The organism is Vicinamibacterales bacterium, assembly GCA_041659285.1.
Classification (GTDB): Bacteria; Acidobacteriota; Vicinamibacteria; order Vicinamibacterales; family UBA2999; genus 12-FULL-67-14b.
Genome location: JBAZYO010000008.1, coordinates 162,046 through 179,669 on the forward strand (window position 1 = coordinate 162,046; position 17,624 = coordinate 179,669).

Sequence of the window (17,624 nt, forward strand, 5' to 3'; positions counted from 1 at the left end):
AACGATATACTGTCATCGCAATGATTCGCACGGTGGGCCTCGCGGGGGCGGGCTTCATCCTCGTCTATATCGTCCTGTCGGTCGTGACCGGCCAAAGCGTCGTGGCACTCGGCGATCTGGCCCAGCTCGTTCCACCACTCGCGTACGCCGGCCTGACCCTCGCGCTTGCCCAACGGTGCCGCGGGCAGGTCCGCATCTTCTGGAACCTGAACGCCGCCCACGCTGTGATCTGGGCCATCGGCCAGGCGGTGTGGACCTACCACGACCTCTTCGGCGGCGGCGTGCCGGTGATCTCGCCGACCGACCCGATCTTCTTCGTGTCCAGCCTTCCGCTGGCGGCCGCCCTTTACGGCCGGCCCGAGCGTGACCGTCCCCGCTGGTTGTTCGACATCGTCCTGCTCGACCTGGTCCTGATCGCGCTGTTCTCGGCGTTCGTCTACATCTACTTCGTGGTGTCGATCGCGATTACCGACGGCAACCAGGAGCTGTACCGCACCAACCTCACGCAACTGCTGAACGCGCGCAACCTGCTGCTGGCCCTGTGGGGCATCTGGGTGTGGCGGACGGCGGCCACGCCCGCGTGGCGGCGCATGCTCGGCGTTTACGCGACGGGGCTGGCGGTGACGTTCTTCGGCGGGCTGATTTACGACATGTTGGACCTGACCGGCGTCTACCTCGCCGGCGCGTTGTGGGACGTCTCGTTCATGCTGCCCTATGCCGTGCTGGCCGTGGCTGCGGCGGTGGCCTACGACGAGAAGTTGTTCGAGCCAGAGGAAGAAGCGCCGCCCCTCGCCCGCCTGCCGGTCGTGTCGCTGATCGCCATCACGCTGCTGGTCGCCATTCCGGCGATCGACGAGATCGCGCGCCGGCTCACGAACGTGTCGCCGGCGACGGAAACGCTGCGGACCCGCCTCGCCCTGGCCATGCTGATCCCCTTCGGCATTGTCGTGGTGGTGCGCGAGTTTCTGTCGCGTCGCGCGCTGCTCCGGGCCGGGCAGGAGCTGGTGTCAACCCGCGAGCAACTGGTGCAGAAGGAGAAGCTGGCCGCCGTGGGGCAGCTGGTGTCCGGTGTCGCCCACGAGCTGAACAACCCGCTGCAGGGTGTGCTCGGCTACGCCGAGCTGATGCTCGCGGCCCGGCCGGCGTCGGCCGATACCGAGGAACTGCGCGCCATCCGCGACAATGCCAACCGCGCCGCCGGCATTGTCCGCAACCTGCTGACGTTCGCGGGCCGGACCGCGTCGGCGCGCGGCTGGCAGCAGATCAACCGCATTGTCCGTGATGCGGTGGCCGTTCGCGAGCCGCACCTGCAGGCATCCGGCATCGACCTGCGGCTCGAGGCGGCGGACCGGTTGCCGCTGGTCTACGTCGATCACGCGCGGCTCGAAGACGTGCTCGTCAACCTGATCCAGAATGCCGAGGCCGCCATTGCCACGCGGCGGGAAGGCAAGACGCGGCCGTCCACCGTGCCGGCGCGGGCCCGCGGCGAGATTGTCATCACCACGAAGTGGCAGGGCAATCCGGACCGCATCCTCGTCGAAGTGGCCGACAACGGCAGCGGCCTGCGCGAAGAAGACGTGTCGCGGGTCTTCGATCCCTTCTTCACCACCCGCGAGGTCGGCCAGGGCACCGGACTCGGCCTGTCGGTCTGCTACGGCATTATCCGCGAGCACGGCGGCCAGATCACGGCCCGCAACGCCGACGTCGGCGGCGCGGTGTTCACGGTCGAACTGCCGGTGATGGCGGAGTCGCTGGCCTCGGCGACGGCCGCCGCTTCACTGCCGGTCATGGCGCCGCGGCCGGTGATCCCGACGCCGTCGTATGCGATGGTCCAGCCCGTGGACGACGGCCTCGACCGCACGCCGCGGCGCCGCAAGGCGCTGGTGGTGGATGACGAGGAATCCAATGCCGCGCTGGTCCGCCGCGTGCTGGCCGGCGCCGGCTACGACGTCGAGAGCACCACGCTGTCGCGGCGGGCCCTCGTCATGATCGAGCGGACGGCCTACGATGCCGTGATTGCCGACGTGAAGATGCCCGAACTCAGCGGCCAGGAGCTCTACGGACGGGTCTGCCAGATCCGGCCGGAAATGGCCCGGCGGTTCATCTTCATCACCGGTGACATCGACGGCGAAGACACCCGCGAGTTTCTCGACCAGTCGCGCTGCAGCTATTTCATGAAACCCTTCAACCTCGAGCGGCTCACCGCCGCCGTGGACATGCTGACGGGCACGCGTGCTCCGGATACGATCGGATAAGACGGATAAGCCATGGACAAGATTGTCGACTTCATCAACGTGAACCGCGACCGCCACATCGACGAGATGAAGCGGTACCTCGCCATCCCGAGCATCAGCGCGCTCCCCGAGCACAAGGGCGACGTCCGCGCCTGCGCCGAGTGGACCGCCGACGAGATGCGGCGGATCGGCCTCCACAACGTCCGCCTCGAGGAGACCCCCGGCCATCCGTGCGTCTACGGCGAGTGGCTCGGCGCCCCCGGCGCGCCCACCATCCTGTTCTACGGCCACTACGACGTGCAGCCGGTGGACCCGGTCAACTTGTGGACGTCGCCGCCCTTCGAGGCCACCATCCGCGACGGCGAGATCTACGCCCGCGGCGCCGCCGACGACAAGGGGCAGGTCTTCATGCACTTCAAGGCCGTCGAAGCGCACTTGAAGCAGCACGGCAGCCTCCCCGTGAACATGAAGTTCCTGATCGAGGGCGAAGAGGAAGTCGGCAGCGCCAACCTCGACAACTTCATCCGCGCGCACAAGGACCTGCTGAAGGCCGACGTCGTGGTGATCTCCGATTCGCCGATGTTCGACCGTGGCATCCCGTCGATTTGCTACGGCCTGCGCGGCCTGACCTACTTCCAGATCGACCTGCGCGGCAGCAAGTCGGACCTGCACTCCGGGTCGTTCGGCGGCGCCGTCGCCAACCCCGCCATGGTGCTGGCGCAAATGCTCGCGCAGATGAAAGACAAGGGCGGGCGCGTCAAGATCGACGGCTTCTACGACGACGTCGTGGCGCTGCGCGACGAGGAGCGCGCCGAGTGGGCGCGCTTGCCGTTCAACGAGAAGAAATACAGGCAGGAGCTGGGCGCGCCGAAGCTGTTCGGCGAAACCGGCTACACCACCCTCGAGCGCACGTGGGCGCGGCCGACCTTCGAGGTGAACGGCCTGCTCTCCGGCTTCACCGGCGAGGGCGCCAAGACCGTGCTCCCGGCCGTGGCCATGGCCAAGGTCAGCATGCGCCTCGTGCCCAACCAGGACCCGCAGAAGATCGGCGACCTCTTCGAGGAATACGTGAAGAAGGTCGCGCCGAAGACCGTGGAGTTGAAGATCACGCGCATGCACGGCGGCAAGCCGTGGATGACCGCGTTCGACAACCCGTTCGTGCAGGCCGCCGGCCGCGCCATCGAGCAGGGCTTCGGCCAGCGCCCGGTGTTCAACCGCGAAGGCGGCTCCATCCCGGTGGTGTCAACCTTCCAGGAGGAGCTCGGCGTGCCGTGCGTGCTGTTCGGGGTCGGCTTGCCCGACGAGAACGCCCACGCCCCCAACGAGAAGCTCGACCTCGGGAACTTCCACAGCGGCGTGATCGCGTCGGCGTACCTCTACAAGGAGATCGGCGCCCTCAAGCTCTAGTTGAGTTGCGCGACCCGGCGGCGGAGCGTCTTGACGTGCTCCCAGACCTGCTCGGTCTCCTTGCGCTCGTCGTCATCGTCCTGCTCGGCCAGGCGCGCCAGCTTGAGGTACTCCTCGAAGTCCCTGAGCGCGTGCGAGAAGTCGTTCATGTTGTAGGCGAGCAGGCCGCGGTCCTTGAGGTCGATGAGTGACGACGGCTGCAGGGCGAGCAGCACGTCGGTGGTGGCCCGCGCCTGCGGGAACGAGTGCATCTTCACGTAGAGCCGCTTCAGGTTGTTCAGCATCCGGATCAGCACCTGCCGCCGGGTGGCGCGCGCCAGCAGCGACGGCTCGAACGCCGAGCCTTCGCCGGCGCGGCTGAGCAACTGCCGGCAATCGGCCTCGTCCAGGATGGCGCCGCCGTGGAACGGATCGACGATCAGCCCTGCATGCGGGTCGCCCTTGTGATGGTCCGGCATCACGCGAACCAGGAAATGGCCCGGGAAGTTCACGCCCTCGGCGCGCAGGCCGGCGCGCCTGGCCACCTCGATGTAGATCAGGGCCATCGTGATCGGGATGCCCTTCTTCCGATCCATCACCTCGTTCAGGCAGCTGTTGCGCGGATCGTCGTATTGCTCGCGGTTGCCGGTGAACCCGAGCTCCCCGAAGACGTAGCGGTTCACGGCATCAATGCGGGCGGCAATCGGCGCGTCATGCCCCGGGTCCTTCGCCACGAAATGGAAGGCCGCGTCGCCCATCTGGTCCAGCCGATCCAGATACGGCCTGGGGTCCAACCGCGGATACTCGATGCGCGCCACGAGGAGGGCGGGCCCGGCCAGGTCGGGGCCCGGCTGGTCGGCGGCGTCGGCGATCAGGTCCGCCAGCGTCTTGGCGAGGGGCTCAGTCGGCACAGAGGGCATCCAGGTCGGCGATGGTGAGCGCGTGCAGGCCGGGCACGACCAGCTCGGCGTCGGCGCGGAGTTCGGCGGCGGTGTAGGTGTTGGTCACGGCGACGCAGCGAAGGTCGGCGCCGCGAGCGGAGACGAGGCCCCACTTCGAGTCTTCGATCGCCACCGACCGCCACGGCACCAGGTCGAGGCCCGACCTGGCGCGGAGCTGCGCGAACGCGGTGAGGTAGGGCTCGGGGTTCGGCTTGCTGCGCTCGGTCTGATCGGCGCCCACCACGACGGCGAACAGGGACCGCAACCCGGCGCGCTCGAGCACGTGGTCGATCTCGTGCGTCAGGGCGCCGGAGGCGACGGCGATGGGGACCACCGCGGCGGCCGCGCGGATGAAATCCGCCGCCCCGGGATAGAGCATTTCACCGGCGGCGGCGAGCGTCTCGTAGCGCTCGCTCTTGCGCTCGATCAGCGTGCGCACGCGCCCCTCGTCCATCGGCACGCCCTGGTCTTTCCCCAGCGCCTTGAACACACCGACGTCGTCGTAGCCGAGATACCGGGCGTAGTAGTCCTCGGTGGAAATGGTGAGGCCTTCGGGGGCGAGAGTGTCCTGGTACGACTTGAGGTGCAGGCGTTCGCTGTCGGCGATGACGCCGTCGAAGTCGAACACGATCGCCTGGAGCGCACCAGTTCGACTGCCGACTCCCGACTCCCGGCTCCCGGCAGGTTCGTTGATCATGGAGCGCTCGATGCCGACTTCGGGAGCCGCTCGCCGGCGCGGATCGGAATATCCAGCCGGTTTTCTTTCGGCGGATACGGGCAGTCGAATTCGGAGTTGTAGTAGCAATACGGGTGGTACGCGACGTTGAAGTCGATCACGTAGATGCCCGTCGGCGTGGGGTCCAGCTCCATGTAGCGGCCGGCGGAGTAGGTCTCCGCGCCGTTGGTGAAATCCGAGAACGGCACGAACAGGCGGCTCACCAGCGGCTGATCCATCTCGTGGAAGGCGGTGAGTCGCAGTGTGTGTCCCTTGACCGTGAATTTCAGGGTGCCGATACGCTCGATGTCGCGAATCTTGCCCGTTGAGGTGGGCACCTGCAGCCGGGTGCGCTCGGCGGCCGGCTCCAGGGACGCCGGCACGGCGTACATCTCGTCGATGGGGAAGTAGGCGAGCGGCACGAGGGCGGCCATCTTGTCGGCCGGTACCGGCGAACCGGGATTCGCCTTGAACGCTTCGTCTTTCGCCGTGCGTTGTGCCGCGATCTGCGACGGGTAGTCCTCTGGCTCGGAACACGCCGTCGCCAAGGTCATCACCGCCACGGCCATTAGCGCTCGAATTTCCCGCTGCACATGCCAACTATAACCCTGCTTTTCGGGCCAAATCACGAGATCGCCAAATCACCAAATCACCAAACCGCAAGCCCTGAGGTATCCTGAAGGGCTATGTTACGAGCCGGAATCGTCGGTCTGCCCAACGTCGGCAAGTCCACTTTGTTCAACGCGGTCACCCGTACCCGGAAGGCCGAGGCCGCCAACTACCCCTTCTGCACCATCGACCCCAACGTGGGCATCGTCATCGTGCCCGACGCGCGGCTGGCCGTGCTGCAGGGCATTGCCAAGACCGGCGTCGTGATCCCGGCGGCCGTCGAGTTCGTCGACATCGCCGGCCTGGTCAAGGGCGCCAGCGACGGCGAAGGGCTGGGGAACAAGTTCCTCACCCACATCCGCGACGTGGACGCCATCGTCCAGGTGGTCCGCTGCTTTGACGATGAGGATGTGCTGCACGTATCGGGGTCGGTGGATCCCGTCCGCGACATCGAAGTGATCAACACCGAGCTGATGCTGGCCGACCTCGAAACGGTGCGCAAGCGCCGCGAGCGCGTCGCCAAGGAAGTCAAGCGTGGCGACAAGAACGCCGCCGCCGAAGACGCGGTGCTGCTGAAGATCGAGACCTCGCTCGACGCCGGCAAGCCCGCCCTGACCGTGTCGCTGACGCCGGAAGAGCACGTGCTGTCGGCGCAGTTCTTCCTGTTGAGCGACAAGCCGACCATTTTCGCCTGCAACGTGAAAGAGTCGGACCTGGCGACCGCCGACACCAATTCCTACGTCGTCAAGGTCCGCGACTACGTCAATACCCACCTGTCGTGCGAGGCGGTGGTGATCAGCGCGCAGATCGAGAGCGACCTGGTGGACCTGGAGCCGGCGGAGGCGCAGGAGTTCCTGAAGGCCCTCGGCGTGGAAGAAAGCGGCATCGGCGCGCTGATCCGCTCGACCTACCACCTGCTCGGCCTGCAGACCTACTTCACCGCCGGTGAGAAGGAAGTGCGGGCCTGGACCATCCACCAGGGCGACACCGCGCCGAAGGCGGCCGGCGTCATCCACTCGGACTTCGAGCGCGGCTTCATCAAGGCCGAGACGGTGGCTTACGACGACCTGGTGGCCTGCGGATCCGTGGCGGCGGCCCGCGACAAGGGCCTCTATCGGATGGAAGGCAAGGAGTACGTCGTCAGGGACGGCGACGTCCTGCTGTTCAAGTTCAACGTGTAAGAACCAGGCAGAAGATCAGGCGCCCTGGACCCCCGAAGTTCCCGCATGTGTAGCGCGATGTAGCATCCGCCTTTAGGCGGATTGTCCGGCTGAAGCCGGACGCCACATCAGAACACCGACTGTACGAAGACGAGCACGGCCGCCGCGGCCGACAACTGCAGCGCCAGCGCCACGCGATCGCGCAGGAACAGGATCCCCAGGGCGATCAGCACACCGGCGGCGAACAGGAAGTTCCAGTACAGCTCCTGCACCCCTTCCTGCACGCCGGTGGTGCCGGCGCGCCGGCGTGTCTGCTCGATCACCGCGTTGGCGATGTCGCGATCGCTGTCGCGATCGATCTCGAAGTAGCGGCCGCCCCCGGCGGTGGCCAGCCGGGTCAGCTCCGCGCGATTGAGCGCCGAGCGCAGCAGCGGCTGATCGGGCTGGCGCTTCGGGTCCGGAATCAGCCCGCCCGCGGTGGTGCCGATGCCGACCACGTTGAGCGGCACGCCGCGCTCCTGCGCCAGCGCGAGCGACTTCGCCACCTCGCCGCTCCACGCCTGGCCGTCGGAGATCAGCAGGAAGGCCCTGGCGTTGCTGTTTTCGCCGAGGGTTTCGGCCACACCGGACGCGCGCCGGATCTCCTCATCCTTCTCGATCAGCCGCAGCCCCCAGTAGATCCCGCGTTCGATGTTGGTGTCCCAGGTGCCGTCGTCTTCCAGGCGGAAGGGCGACTTGTCTTCGAGGTGATCGAGAAAGAAGAAGTAGGTGTTGGGGTCCTTGGTCAGGCGGATCTGCGGCGTGGCCATGTGGGCGAACAGCGCCATGGCGACCCGGTCGTTGTCCCAGCGCAGCGATTCGCCGAGCGTGCGGAGGAAGCGCATCGAGCGCTGCCAGCGATTGCCGCGCACGTCCTGCACGTGCATCGAGGCCGAGCCGTCCTGGAGGATGACAAGGTCCACGCCGGCGGTGCGCACGAGCGAGGTCACCGCCTGCGGCCGGGCCACGGCGAGCGTGCCGGCGATCGCGGCCAGCAGCAGGCAGAGCCAGAACAGCAGCTCACCAAAGAACGGGACCCGCTCCCGGACCGGCACGTGCCGCTGTCTCACAAACGCGTGCACGTCCGTGCGCCGGCGCCAGACCTGCCACACCCAGAGCAGCAGGAGCAGCGCCGGGACGGCGAGCAGCGGCAAGAATCCTGGAGCGCCGAACTTCATCCAGTTACCAAATCACCAAATCACCAAGTCACGAGATCGCGAAATTCGCTATCCCTTTCGTACCTTCGTGGTGCCTTTACCGGCCTTTTCGGCTTCGAGCCGCTCGTCGGGACGCATCGGCACGATCATCTTGAACTTCTTCATGTCCGACTCCTCGGGCGGCGCGCCCTCGAAGCCGTGGATGGTGACGTTGGCGGCCGCGTCGAACGGCGCCACCGGCTGCTTGCGGGCGGCGAACACCGCGCGCAGGCGCACCGTGTATTCGTAGTTGAACGCGGCCTCGGCGTTGTCGGGCTGCTCGCGCAGGATCTCGGCGTAGCTCTTCACCACCGAGTCCATCTTGCCGACCACCGACTGCCACGTGCCGCCGGCCTTGCGCAGCGTGCGGTAGGCGGCGTTGGCGGCCAGCAGCTTGGCCTCGGCGTTCGACGCCACCGTGTCGTAGTCGCCCTGCCAGTAGGCCGCGGTGGCGCCGAGCCGCCTGGCATCGATCGCCAGGCGGTCGTTGCCGGGCAGCAGGCTGGCGATCCGGCCCGGCCCCTGCGCCTGCGCGCCGGCGCTGTCGTAGCGCAACGTGACCAGGTCGCGCTCGGCGGCGGCAAGGCGATGCTCCGCTTCCGATGTCCGCCACAGGATGGCGCCGGCGGCCACCAGGACCACCGCGATCAGCAACTGCCCGAACCACGATGACGATTTCATACTCGCTCCTTCACGGCACCCCATAAAGGGGTGCCCTACCTGTCACTTCACGGAAATGTCTGGAATGCCGGAATCGTGAACCGCAACAGCAATGCGGCGCACCACAGGCCCACGGCGGTCAGCGCGAAGGGCGCATACCGCGGACGCTCGGTGCTGTACTGCTTCATCTCGATGGTGCCGGCCGAGGCGCGATCGATCGCCTGGATGGCCTGGATGATCGTCGCCTCGTCGCCGCCCGAGAAAAACTGCCCGCCGGTCTTCTTCACGGCGCCAATCCACAACTCGTCGGCGACGCTCCGCTTGTTCTGGATGTTGCCGCCGATCTTGATCAGGTAGACCGGGATCTTCGCCTTGGTCGCATCCGTCAGCACGTCGTCCACGGTCTTGCCGTTCTCGAGCACGTCGGCGTCAGCGCCGTCGGTGAACACCACCATCAGGTTGCCCGCCGCGTCGAGAAAGTCGAAGGCCTGGAACAGACCGACGGCCTGCTCGACGGCCCGCGCCACGACCGTGCCTTGGTCGGGGAACGCCATGAACTCGTTCCAGTCGCCGATCAGCGCAGTGCTCAGCAGGATGTTCTCGTAGTCGGTGGTGAACGGAGTGATCACGTAGGCGTCGTCGCCGAACTCGATCAGCGCCATCAGGTCGCGGTACTTGCCGGCCATGCGGCGCTCGATGAAGTAGCGCGCGGCGCCCACCGTGGTGAAGAAGGCGGCGTTGTTCGGCGCACCCTTGGCCAGCGTCGTCGAGGGCAACGCCGACAGCATGCTGGACGACGCGTCGATCAGCAGGCTGATGCGGCGGCCGGGGTAGCGCGTTTCGGATCGCGTCAGCGACGTGCGCGGATCGGCCAGCGCCAGGATGAAGAAGGGCAGGCCGGCCAGGGCCAGGATCAACGCCCCGTGGCGGGTCAGCGAGGCCCGCGACCATCCGGGACTGGTGACAATGGCCGGTAGTGCCAGGCGATGATGGCCGGGGTTCCGGCTGCCGAACGACCGGATCACCATGAAGACCGCGGCGAGCCCGATGAGGGCGATCACCAGTTGCCGCGCGGTGTTGCCTTCGGAAAACAACAGGCGCTCGAGACGCAGCTCTCCCCACTCGGCCCACGTGGCCATGACGAGCTCACTGATGTCTCGAAAGGCCTGCATTTACGCCCAGACTTTTTTCCGCATGTCGACGAGCGAGCGAACGACGGCCGCCGACCATTCCGACACCATCGAATGCGCCGACTGCTGTTGCTTCGTGATCCGGATGACCGTCTGCACCGCCTCGTCGGCGTCGGTGAACTTGCCGTCGCGGCCGTAGCGCGCCACCGTCAACGTCTTCAGCGCGTCGGCCAGCGTCGGGTCGGTCGCCGATTCCGCGGTCACCGATCCGGACACGTACATCTTCGCCCGGCCCATGCCGCGGCCGACCAGCAACTGGCCGTCGACCTGGGGATCGTCGGCGGCAACGAGCCGCTGGCCCACGCTGCGGCCCGAGGCGTAGCTGCCGGCAATGCGCGCCGCCGACAGCGCGCGGCCGGCCAGTTCGGGCGTCCAGCCGCCGCGGCCCGCCCGCTGCACTTCGTCCAGCTCGCTGGCCACCTGGCGCAGGATCGCCCGCGGGATCAGGTGCAACTGTGCCGCCGACGACGTCTTGGCCTTGCTGCGCAGCAGGCTGATCAGGATCACCACGACCATGACGCCGGCCAAGGCGAACAACACGCCGGCGACGGTCTGGAACAGCGAGGCGCGCGAGTCGCGCGCCTCAATGGCCGCGAACGCCGACGCCGGCGCTTCGCGGATGTCGGAGGTGTCATCGGGCACCAGCGAGATCAGGCGAACCGACGCGCGCGGCAGGGAGTAGCTCAGCTCGCGGCCCTGCACGCTGTCGCCGCCGGTGACCTTGCTCTCCACCCGGTAGGTGACTTCGAGGGGCGGCACCGCGACGTCGGCGCCAAAGGCGTCTTCGGCGATCAGCCGCATGTGGTAGTCGTACTGGAAGAAGCGCCGCCCGGTGGTCACCAGGTCGCCGGCGTGCTCGCCGCCCAGCACCTCGAACGGCGGCAGCTGCACCACCGTGTGGTCGAGCTTCGACAGGTCGGGCACCACGCGCGTTGCTTCGGTTTCCACCACGGCGCAGGTCAGCCTCAGGTCGAACGGCTCGCCGGTGCGCACCGCGCTCGTGGACGTGCGCCACCAGCACTTGATCGGCTCGACCTCGACGAGATCGGTGCCGGTTTGAGCGAACGCGGGGCAGGCCGTTATCAGGCTCGCCAGCAGCGCAATACGAAGCGTATGTGTGTTCATGTCGTCCCTGGACTCCGGCTAGAGCCGGAGGCTACTTCGAACTTCCAACTTCGAACTTCTTCACTTCCGCCGCCGCAGGCGGCGTTCCGCCACCCACTCCACCAGTGCCACGTCGAACTTCACCTGGTCAACGCCCAGCCGAATCACATCGAGGTCCAGCGCCTTGGCCTGCCGGGCGACATCGTCCTGCCAGGCGCGGATGCGCTCGCTCTGGCGGCTCAGCTCGCGGCGCGACATCATCCGCGTCCTGCCGGTTTCCACGTCGTAGACCTCGACCCAGCCCGCCGAGACCTTCGGCAGCTCGAACGCGAACGAGGCATCGACCATCATCACGAACACGTCGTGCACGTTGTCAACCTGCGACATCTCTTTCAGCAGCGCCGGCGCGTCGTCGAACAGGAAGTCGGAGATCACCGGCATCATCGAGGTCTTGCGGGTAAAGCCGCTCAGCGTCGCGCTCAGGCTGCCCGAGTTCTTCAGTTCCCCGAGCCCGTGGCCGTCCTGGTAGGCCTCGAGGCAGTGAATGACCTGGCCCTTGCCGATGCGCGGACGCACGGCGCCCAGCGTCTGAAAGCCCTCGTCGAAGGTGATCAGGCCAATCGAATCCTGGAAGAACACCGCCGACATGCCGATGGTGGCAATCGAGCGGGCGATCAGCGTGGCGATCTGCATGCCGCGCCGGTCCGCGCTCGCCGTGTCGGCGCCGCAGCGCGTGGACGCGGAGCGGTCCGCCACGATGATCACGCCCGACGTGGTCGGCTGCTCGAACTCGCGGACGACAAGCGGGCTGAAGTTGGTGAGCGACGACTGCGCCCAGTCGATCGACTCGAAGCGATCGCCGGCCTGCCAGTCGCGCAGGCCGACGAAGTCGAACCCCGTGCCATGGAACATGCTGGAGTGTTCACCGATCGTGAACTCGCGCATCCGCTTGAGGATGAGCAGCTCGACCTCGGTGATCTCCGACAGGTTGATGAGCGGCTCGACCTCCTGCTCGCGCGTTCTCATGCGAGCAGCCCTGAGCGAGTGTGCGGCCGGCGCAGCCGGACGCATGCGAGTCGAAGGGTGTTCATCGCAATCACGGGATCGGCGTACGCTCGATGACGTCCTTGATCACGGCCTCGGTGGTGAGGCCGTGGCTGGCCGCGTGCGGGCCCAGCCACAGGCGATGGCCGAGCACGTACTGTGCGAGGTCCTGGATGTCTTCCGGGTAGACCTCGTCTCGACGCCGGACCAGCAGCGCCCACACCTTGGCGAGGCGGCCCCAGACGATGATGGCGCGCGGCGAGGCGCCGAGGTCGACGCCGGTTTCCACCAGCTCCGACGGCGAGTGGCGCAGCCAGTCGGTGTCGGGGTTGTAGGGGCGCGTGTTGGCGACCAGCCGCTGGATGTAGTCGCCGAGCCGCTCGTGCAGGTAGACGTGTTCGGTGATGGCGGCGCGCAGCTCGATGATGCGCTCCTTGCGCATCAGCGGGTTGAGGCGCACCTGCTTGAAGTCGAAGTGCACCAGCTTCCGCTCCTCTTCGGGCGGGAGGTAGCCGATGTTCACCATGATCGCGAAGCGATCCGTCGCCGCCTCAGACAGCGGGAACGTGCCCTGGCCCAGTTCCACCGGGTTCATGGTGGCAATCGCGAAGTTGAAGGCCGGCAGCTCGTAGGTGGTCTTACCCACCGTGACGGTGCGGTCCTGCAGGCCTTCGAGGAAGGCGCTCTGCGACTTCAGCGGGATGCGGTTGATCTCGTCCAGCAGGATCACTTCCGCTTCGGCCAGCGGGCCCATCTCGGTGGTGAGCACGCCGGTGGCCGGATTGATCATCTGGAAGCCGACCACTTCGGTCGGCTGCAGGTCGGCGCGGCCCTGGATGCGGGCGAACTTGGCGTTGCTGATGGCCGCCAGGATCACGCCGAAAAAGGTCTTGCCGACGCCCGGCACGCCCCTCAAGAGGAGGTTGCCGGAGTTGACTTGGCGCTGCTCCTTCTTGTCGTAGGTGGTCGGAATCTCCGACAACAGGACGATGTTCGCCAGGATCTTGGGCTGGGTGTAGCCGACGAGGGCCTTGCCGCCTTCCGCAAGGATGGCCTCGTGAAAAGTAATCGCGTCTTGGAGGTCAGGATGCACGTGTCCGCCTTGGAAACGGCAATCGTATCCGAAGCACGACAAGAGGCGCTAGAATTCCCTGCGCGTGGGACAGCCGGCGGGACAAACGTCCAGGTTTGTCTACTCTTCAGGAGGTCATCGATGCTGGTCGAACTGCTCTTGGCCCTGCTCCTCGGACAGCAGCCGGCCGCGCCGCCTTCGTCTCCCGTGCTCGACTACGAGTTCTACAAGGCCCGGGTCCAGCCCCTGTTCCTCGAGAAACGGCAGGAACACGCGCGCTGCGTGACCTGCCACGCCGGCAGCACCACGCTGCGGCTGCAGGCATTCGGGCCCGGATCGGCCACCTGGACCGAGGAACAGACCCAGAAGAACTTCGACGCGGTGAAGGCCATGGTCGTGCCCGGCAGCCCGGGCGCCAGCAAGCTCCTGCGCCACCCGCTGGCCCGGGCGGCCGGCGGCGACGTGTTCCATGGCGGCGGGCAGCACTGGACGTCGAAGAGCGACCCGGACTGGCAGGTGCTGTCGGCGTGGGTGAACGGCGCCACGGTCGCGTCCGGCCGCGACACCCGCGTCGCGCGCATCGTCCAGACCAACGCCGCCGGCGACAACATCCACCTGATCGACCCCGCCACCAACAGGGTGGTGGGCGTGATCCACGACATCGAGGTGCCGCACGGCGTCACCTCGTCGCCCGACGGCATGCGCCTGTACTTCACCAACGAGTCGCTGCACACGCTGGACGTGGTGGACGCGCAAACGCTGGCGGTCACCGCGCGCATCCACCTGAGCGGCCGCCCCAACAACGTGGCCATCGGCAAAGACGGCAGGCGGGTTTACGTGGGGATTGCGCAAGCGCCCGGCGCGGTGGACGTGATCGATACCGTGTCGCTCACCAATGCCAGGTCAATCGCCGTGAAGGGCGCCATCCACAACGTGTACGTGACGCCGGACGGAAAGTACGTCGTGTCCGGTTCGATCCCGGGGCGCATGCTCACCGTGATCGACGCCGCGACCGAGACCATCGCGTGGGAGCTGCAAATGTCGGCCGGCATTCGGCCGGTCACCTTCGAGCAGGCGCCTGACGGCTCGACTTCGCGCATGTTCGTGCAGTTGTCGGACTACCACGGCATCGCCGTCGTGGATTTCGCCACGCGCAAGGAGGTGTCGCGATTCCTGATGGCCGACATTCCAGGGGAAGAGAAGCACACGCAGGGGTTGCAGGGCGCCCCGGCGCACGGCCTGGGCGTGACGCCCGACGGCAAGATCCTGTTTGCCACCAGCAAGGTCTACGGGCAGCTCTACGCCTATTCGTTGCCGGACCTCAAACCCGTTGGCAGCGTGCACGTGGGCCAGCATCCCGAGTGGCTGACTTTTTCGCCCGACGGCAAGCAGGTCTACGTGGCGGCCGCCGGCGACAACTCGGTAACTGTCGTGAATACCGCAACTTTGAAGGAAATTACTCGTATTCCAGTAGGACAGGTCCCCAAGCGTAACGGCACGGCCCTGCTCCGGCAGTAGGGGTCTGACCCCGCCTGGGCGGTTCGGCGGGGTCAGACCCCCTCGCGGCGCGGCGACCCCCTGCGGCGGGGTCAGACCCCTCCGCACCACTTGGTCGGGGTCAGACCCGGCCATGCCTGTTACAATCGGTGACCTCGGAAATCGACGCCCGGACTTTTTAAGGAGAGTGTGTGATGGCGGTTGGAAAGAGTTTCGGCTGGGGCCTGACGATTGGCACCGTGCTGTTTGGCGCTGCGATCGCCGGCGCCGTGGCGCCTCTCGCGGTGAAGGCCGAACAGGCGGCTCCCACCCCTGAGGTGACCTTCACCAAAGACATCGCCCCCATCCTGCAGCGCAGCTGCCAGAACTGCCACCGGCCCGGCCAGGTGGCGCCGATGTCGCTGCTGACCTACGAGGACGCGCGGCCCTGGGCGCGCGCCATGAAGCAGCGCACCGCCCTGCGCGACAAGGCCGGCGTCATGCCGCCGTGGTACATCGAGAAGAACATCGGCATCCAGCACTACAAGAACGATCCGTCGCTCAGCGACGAAGAGGTCGCCAAGATCGCGAAGTGGGCCGACACCGGCGCGCCGCGCGGCAACGTGGCCGACATGCCGGTGGCACGGGCGTTCCAGGACGGCGCCTCGTGGCACGCCGGCCAGCCGGACCTGATCGTCGAGAGCCCCGAAATCGTCGTCAAGGCCAACACCCCCGACTGGTGGGGTGAGTTCGAGCCCACCAAGATCCCGCTGACCGAGGATCGCTACGTGGCGTCGGTGGAAATCCGCGAGGTCAACAACTTCTCCAACGACTCGGGCCGCGATACCGTGGGCCAGCGCTTCGTGTGGCACCACCTGATTTGGGCCACCGCGGAATTCAACGGCGAGGGCGACCCGATCGACGCCTCGATTTCAAACGACGCCGTGGGCTGGCCGGTCCACGAAGTTGGCCGCAACGCCGACGTCTTCGAGCCGAACGCGGGCCGCCTGCTGAAGGCCAACTCCAGCATCATCTACCAGTCGGCGCACTTGCACGCCGGCGGCGCCGACGTGAAGTCGAAGCTGCTGTTCGGCTTCCGCTTCCACCCCAAGGGCTACAAGCCCGCGCGCCGCAGCACGCTGCGCAACCTCGGCAACGGCCTCGACATCGACATCAAGCCGAACGAAGCCAACCAGCAGCTGCACGCCTACATGGTGTTGCAGCAGCCGACCAAGATCGCCACCTTCGAACCGCACCTGCACGCGCCCGGACAGCGCATGTGCCTCGAGGCCATCTGGGGCATCAACATCCAGACCCTGACCTGCGCCGGCTACGACCATAACTGGGTGCGCCAGTACGAATACGATGACGACCACGCGCCGATCCTGCCGCGCGGCACCATCCTCCACATCATCGGCTACATGGACAACACGCCGAACAACAAGAACATCCCCGACCCGCGCAACTGGCAGGGTTCGGGCAACCGCTCGATCGCGAACATGTTCATCGACCTCGGCCAGTCGGTGCCGCTGACCGACGACGAGTTCCAGCAGGAGATGGCGGAACGCCGGCGCAAGCTGGGCCCCAGCCGGCCCGACGTGATCATCGGCTGTCCGCTGTGCAACGTGATTCCGCCGCCGGCCAAGCCGACGGCCCAGCAGCAGTAGCATCAACGGAGTAGGGTCCGGCTTCAGCCGGACCCTACTCTCCCTTTCTTTCCGAATGTTTCTTCCAGGGACCCTGCAATGATTCGATCAGGACGCGCGCGCCTGCTTCTAGGCGCGGCCACGATAGTTCTCGCCTACCAGACCGCCAACACCCAGGTGCTCTCGTACACGAGCGGGCAGACGGTGTCTCCCGCGTTCGAGGGCTGGGAGAAGAACGACGACGGGTCGTTCAACATGATGTTCGGCTACATGAACCGAAACTGGGAAGAGGAAGTAAACGTTCCGCTCGGCCCGGAGAACAACATCTCGCCCGGCGATCCCGACCAGGGCCAGCCCACGCACTTCCTCCCGCGCCGCAACCGCTTCGTGTTCAAGGTCCGCGTGCCGAAAGACTGGGGCAAGAAGGAACTGGTGTGGACGCTCACCACGAGGGGCAAGACGGAACGTGCCTTCGGCACGCTGCGCGAAGACTCGCTCGTCGACAACCTCGTGCAGGCCTCGGAGCAGGGCGCCCTCGGCGCCGGCATCAGCAGCCCCGAGATTCGCGCCAACCAGCCGCCCACGCTGACCCTCGACGGTGGCGATCGCCGCGCGCAGCTCGGGCAGCCGCTGACGCTGATCGCGTTCGCCAAAGACGACGGCGTGCCGCGGCCGCGTTTCGGTCCGGACTCGCGCGAGTCGCGCTTGATCGCCGAGGCGCGCGCCCGCGCGTCCGGCAACGCCACGCCGCCCGCGCCGGCCCCGCGCGGCACCATGGCGTTTGATCCCGCCACGCAGCGGCCGCCGTCGGCCATCACGGTAGGCAGCCAGACCGGCCTGCGCCACTCCTGCTTCGTGTATCGCGGCGCCGGCCGCGTGACGTTCACGCCGGCCCAGGCCAAGGTGTGGGAAGACACGCGCGCGGGCGCCAACTCGCCGTGGGCACCGCGCTGGATGGCGCCCGCCATTTCGGCGGACGGCAAGTACACCGTGTCGGCGACGTTCCATGACCCGGGCACCTACACGATTCGTTGCCTGGCCTCCGACGGCGCGCTCAACACGCCGAAAGACGTCGTCGTGACGGTGTCGAAATAGGGGTCTGACCCCGACCGGGATCTCGTGATCGTGTGATCTGATGTAACCGCCGCGGAG

At 67.0% G+C, this 17,624-nt stretch carries 15 protein-coding genes; 6 read left to right on the plus strand and 9 right to left on the minus strand.

The window, feature by feature from the left end:
• Positions 1 to 20: 20 nt before the first annotated feature.
• Complete coding sequence (locus WC815_14870; protein MFA5910061.1) at positions 21 to 2,255, plus strand: ATP-binding protein; 2,235 nt, start codon at positions 21 to 23, stop codon at positions 2,253 to 2,255.
• 12 nt (positions 2,256 to 2,267) lie between these two features.
• Entirely contained in the window at positions 2,268 to 3,641 is a 1,374-nt protein-coding gene (locus WC815_14875) for a dipeptidase (protein ID MFA5910062.1), read from the plus strand.
• Here the strand turns inward: WC815_14875 and WC815_14880 are convergent.
• Genes WC815_14880 through WC815_14890 form a run of 3 tightly spaced genes read right to left on the minus strand, consistent with a single transcriptional unit; the run spans position 3,638 to position 5,869 of the window.
• Positions 3,638 to 4,531, minus strand: a complete 894-nt coding sequence (locus tag WC815_14880; protein ID MFA5910063.1) for a transglutaminase-like domain-containing protein — start codon at positions 4,529 to 4,531, stop codon at positions 3,638 to 3,640. The two genes, WC815_14875 and WC815_14880, sit on opposite strands and share 4 nt — an antisense overlap.
• Positions 4,521 to 5,258 carry an HAD family phosphatase gene (locus tag WC815_14885; GenBank protein ID MFA5910064.1) on the minus strand — a complete coding sequence of 246 codons (738 nt, stop codon included), beginning with the start codon at positions 5,256 to 5,258 and terminating at the stop codon, positions 4,521 to 4,523. The genes WC815_14880 and WC815_14885 overlap by 11 nt, the downstream gene beginning before the upstream one ends.
• Positions 5,255 to 5,869, minus strand: coding sequence for a DUF1684 domain-containing protein (locus WC815_14890; protein ID MFA5910065.1), 615 nt, complete (start codon positions 5,867 to 5,869; stop codon positions 5,255 to 5,257). The genes WC815_14885 and WC815_14890 overlap by 4 nt, the downstream gene beginning before the upstream one ends.
• Positions 5,870 to 5,962: 93 nt before the next feature.
• On the opposite strand from WC815_14890, the gene ychF reads away from it, so the two are divergent.
• Positions 5,963 to 7,066: a redox-regulated ATPase YchF gene (gene ychF / locus WC815_14895; GenBank protein ID MFA5910066.1), complete on the plus strand. Its 1,104-nt coding sequence runs from the start codon at positions 5,963 to 5,965 to the stop codon at positions 7,064 to 7,066.
• Between the two features lie 107 nt (positions 7,067 to 7,173).
• Here ychF and WC815_14900 read toward each other — a convergent pair whose 3' ends face one another.
• The 6 genes from WC815_14900 to WC815_14925 all read right to left on the minus strand — a co-directional run bounded on the left by WC815_14900 (position 7,174) and on the right by WC815_14925 (position 13,371).
• Positions 7,174 to 8,262 carry a VWA domain-containing protein gene (locus WC815_14900; GenBank protein MFA5910067.1) on the minus strand — a complete coding sequence of 363 codons (1,089 nt, stop codon included), beginning with the start codon at positions 8,260 to 8,262 and terminating at the stop codon, positions 7,174 to 7,176.
• A 48-nt stretch (positions 8,263 to 8,310) separates the two neighbouring features.
• Positions 8,311 to 8,961: a hypothetical protein gene (locus WC815_14905; GenBank protein MFA5910068.1), complete on the minus strand. Its 651-nt coding sequence runs from the start codon at positions 8,959 to 8,961 to the stop codon at positions 8,311 to 8,313.
• A gap of 47 nt (positions 8,962 to 9,008) precedes the next feature.
• The gene (locus WC815_14910) at positions 9,009 to 10,112 is read right to left on the minus strand and encodes a VWA domain-containing protein (GenBank protein MFA5910069.1); all 1,104 of its coding nucleotides are present in this window, start codon (positions 10,110 to 10,112) and stop codon (positions 9,009 to 9,011) included.
• The gene (locus WC815_14915; GenBank protein ID MFA5910070.1) at positions 10,113 to 11,255 is read right to left on the minus strand and encodes a hypothetical protein; all 1,143 of its coding nucleotides are present in this window, start codon (positions 11,253 to 11,255) and stop codon (positions 10,113 to 10,115) included.
• 60 nt (positions 11,256 to 11,315) lie between these two features.
• Positions 11,316 to 12,260, minus strand: a complete 945-nt coding sequence (locus WC815_14920; protein MFA5910071.1) for a DUF58 domain-containing protein — start codon at positions 12,258 to 12,260, stop codon at positions 11,316 to 11,318.
• A 70-nt stretch (positions 12,261 to 12,330) separates the two neighbouring features.
• A complete protein-coding gene (locus tag WC815_14925; GenBank protein MFA5910072.1) occupies positions 12,331 to 13,371 on the minus strand; it encodes a MoxR family ATPase in 1,041 nt (346 codons plus the stop codon).
• 120 nt (positions 13,372 to 13,491) lie between these two features.
• Here WC815_14925 and WC815_14930 point away from each other — a divergent pair, with 120 nt between their 5' ends.
• From WC815_14930 to WC815_14940, 3 genes are all read left to right on the plus strand, one after another.
• Positions 13,492 to 14,868 (plus strand): hypothetical protein, encoded by a 1,377-nt coding sequence (locus WC815_14930; protein ID MFA5910073.1) that lies wholly within the window; start codon positions 13,492 to 13,494, stop codon positions 14,866 to 14,868.
• A gap of 173 nt (positions 14,869 to 15,041) precedes the next feature.
• Complete coding sequence (locus tag WC815_14935) at positions 15,042 to 16,493, plus strand: cytochrome c (protein MFA5910074.1); 1,452 nt, start codon at positions 15,042 to 15,044, stop codon at positions 16,491 to 16,493.
• Between the two features lie 78 nt (positions 16,494 to 16,571).
• A complete protein-coding gene (locus WC815_14940; GenBank protein ID MFA5910075.1) occupies positions 16,572 to 17,567 on the plus strand; it encodes a hypothetical protein in 996 nt (331 codons plus the stop codon).
• The last annotated feature ends 57 nt before the right edge of the window (positions 17,568 to 17,624 follow it).

Coding starts and splice junctions, on each gene's coding strand:
- ychF (MFA5910066.1), top strand. CDS start 5,963: ATGTTACGAGCCGGAATCGTCGGTCTGCCCAACGTCGGCAAGTCCACT.
- WC815_14920 (MFA5910071.1), bottom strand. CDS start 12,260: ATGAGAACGCGCGAGCAGGAGGTCGAGCCGCTCATCAACCTGTCGGAG.
- WC815_14935 (MFA5910074.1), top strand. CDS start 15,042: ATGGCGGTTGGAAAGAGTTTCGGCTGGGGCCTGACGATTGGCACCGTG.
- WC815_14910 (MFA5910069.1), bottom strand. CDS start 10,112: ATGCAGGCCTTTCGAGACATCAGTGAGCTCGTCATGGCCACGTGGGCC.
- WC815_14900 (MFA5910067.1), bottom strand. CDS start 8,262: ATGAAGTTCGGCGCTCCAGGATTCTTGCCGCTGCTCGCCGTCCCGGCG.
- WC815_14870 (MFA5910061.1), top strand. CDS start 21: ATGATTCGCACGGTGGGCCTCGCGGGGGCGGGCTTCATCCTCGTCTAT.
- WC815_14915 (MFA5910070.1), bottom strand. CDS start 11,255: ATGAACACACATACGCTTCGTATTGCGCTGCTGGCGAGCCTGATAACG.
- WC815_14885 (MFA5910064.1), bottom strand. CDS start 5,258: ATGATCAACGAACCTGCCGGGAGCCGGGAGTCGGGAGTCGGCAGTCGA.
- WC815_14905 (MFA5910068.1), bottom strand. CDS start 8,961: ATGAAATCGTCATCGTGGTTCGGGCAGTTGCTGATCGCGGTGGTCCTG.
- WC815_14875 (MFA5910062.1), top strand. CDS start 2,268: ATGGACAAGATTGTCGACTTCATCAACGTGAACCGCGACCGCCACATC.
- WC815_14930 (MFA5910073.1), top strand. CDS start 13,492: ATGCTGGTCGAACTGCTCTTGGCCCTGCTCCTCGGACAGCAGCCGGCC.
- WC815_14940 (MFA5910075.1), top strand. CDS start 16,572: ATGATTCGATCAGGACGCGCGCGCCTGCTTCTAGGCGCGGCCACGATA.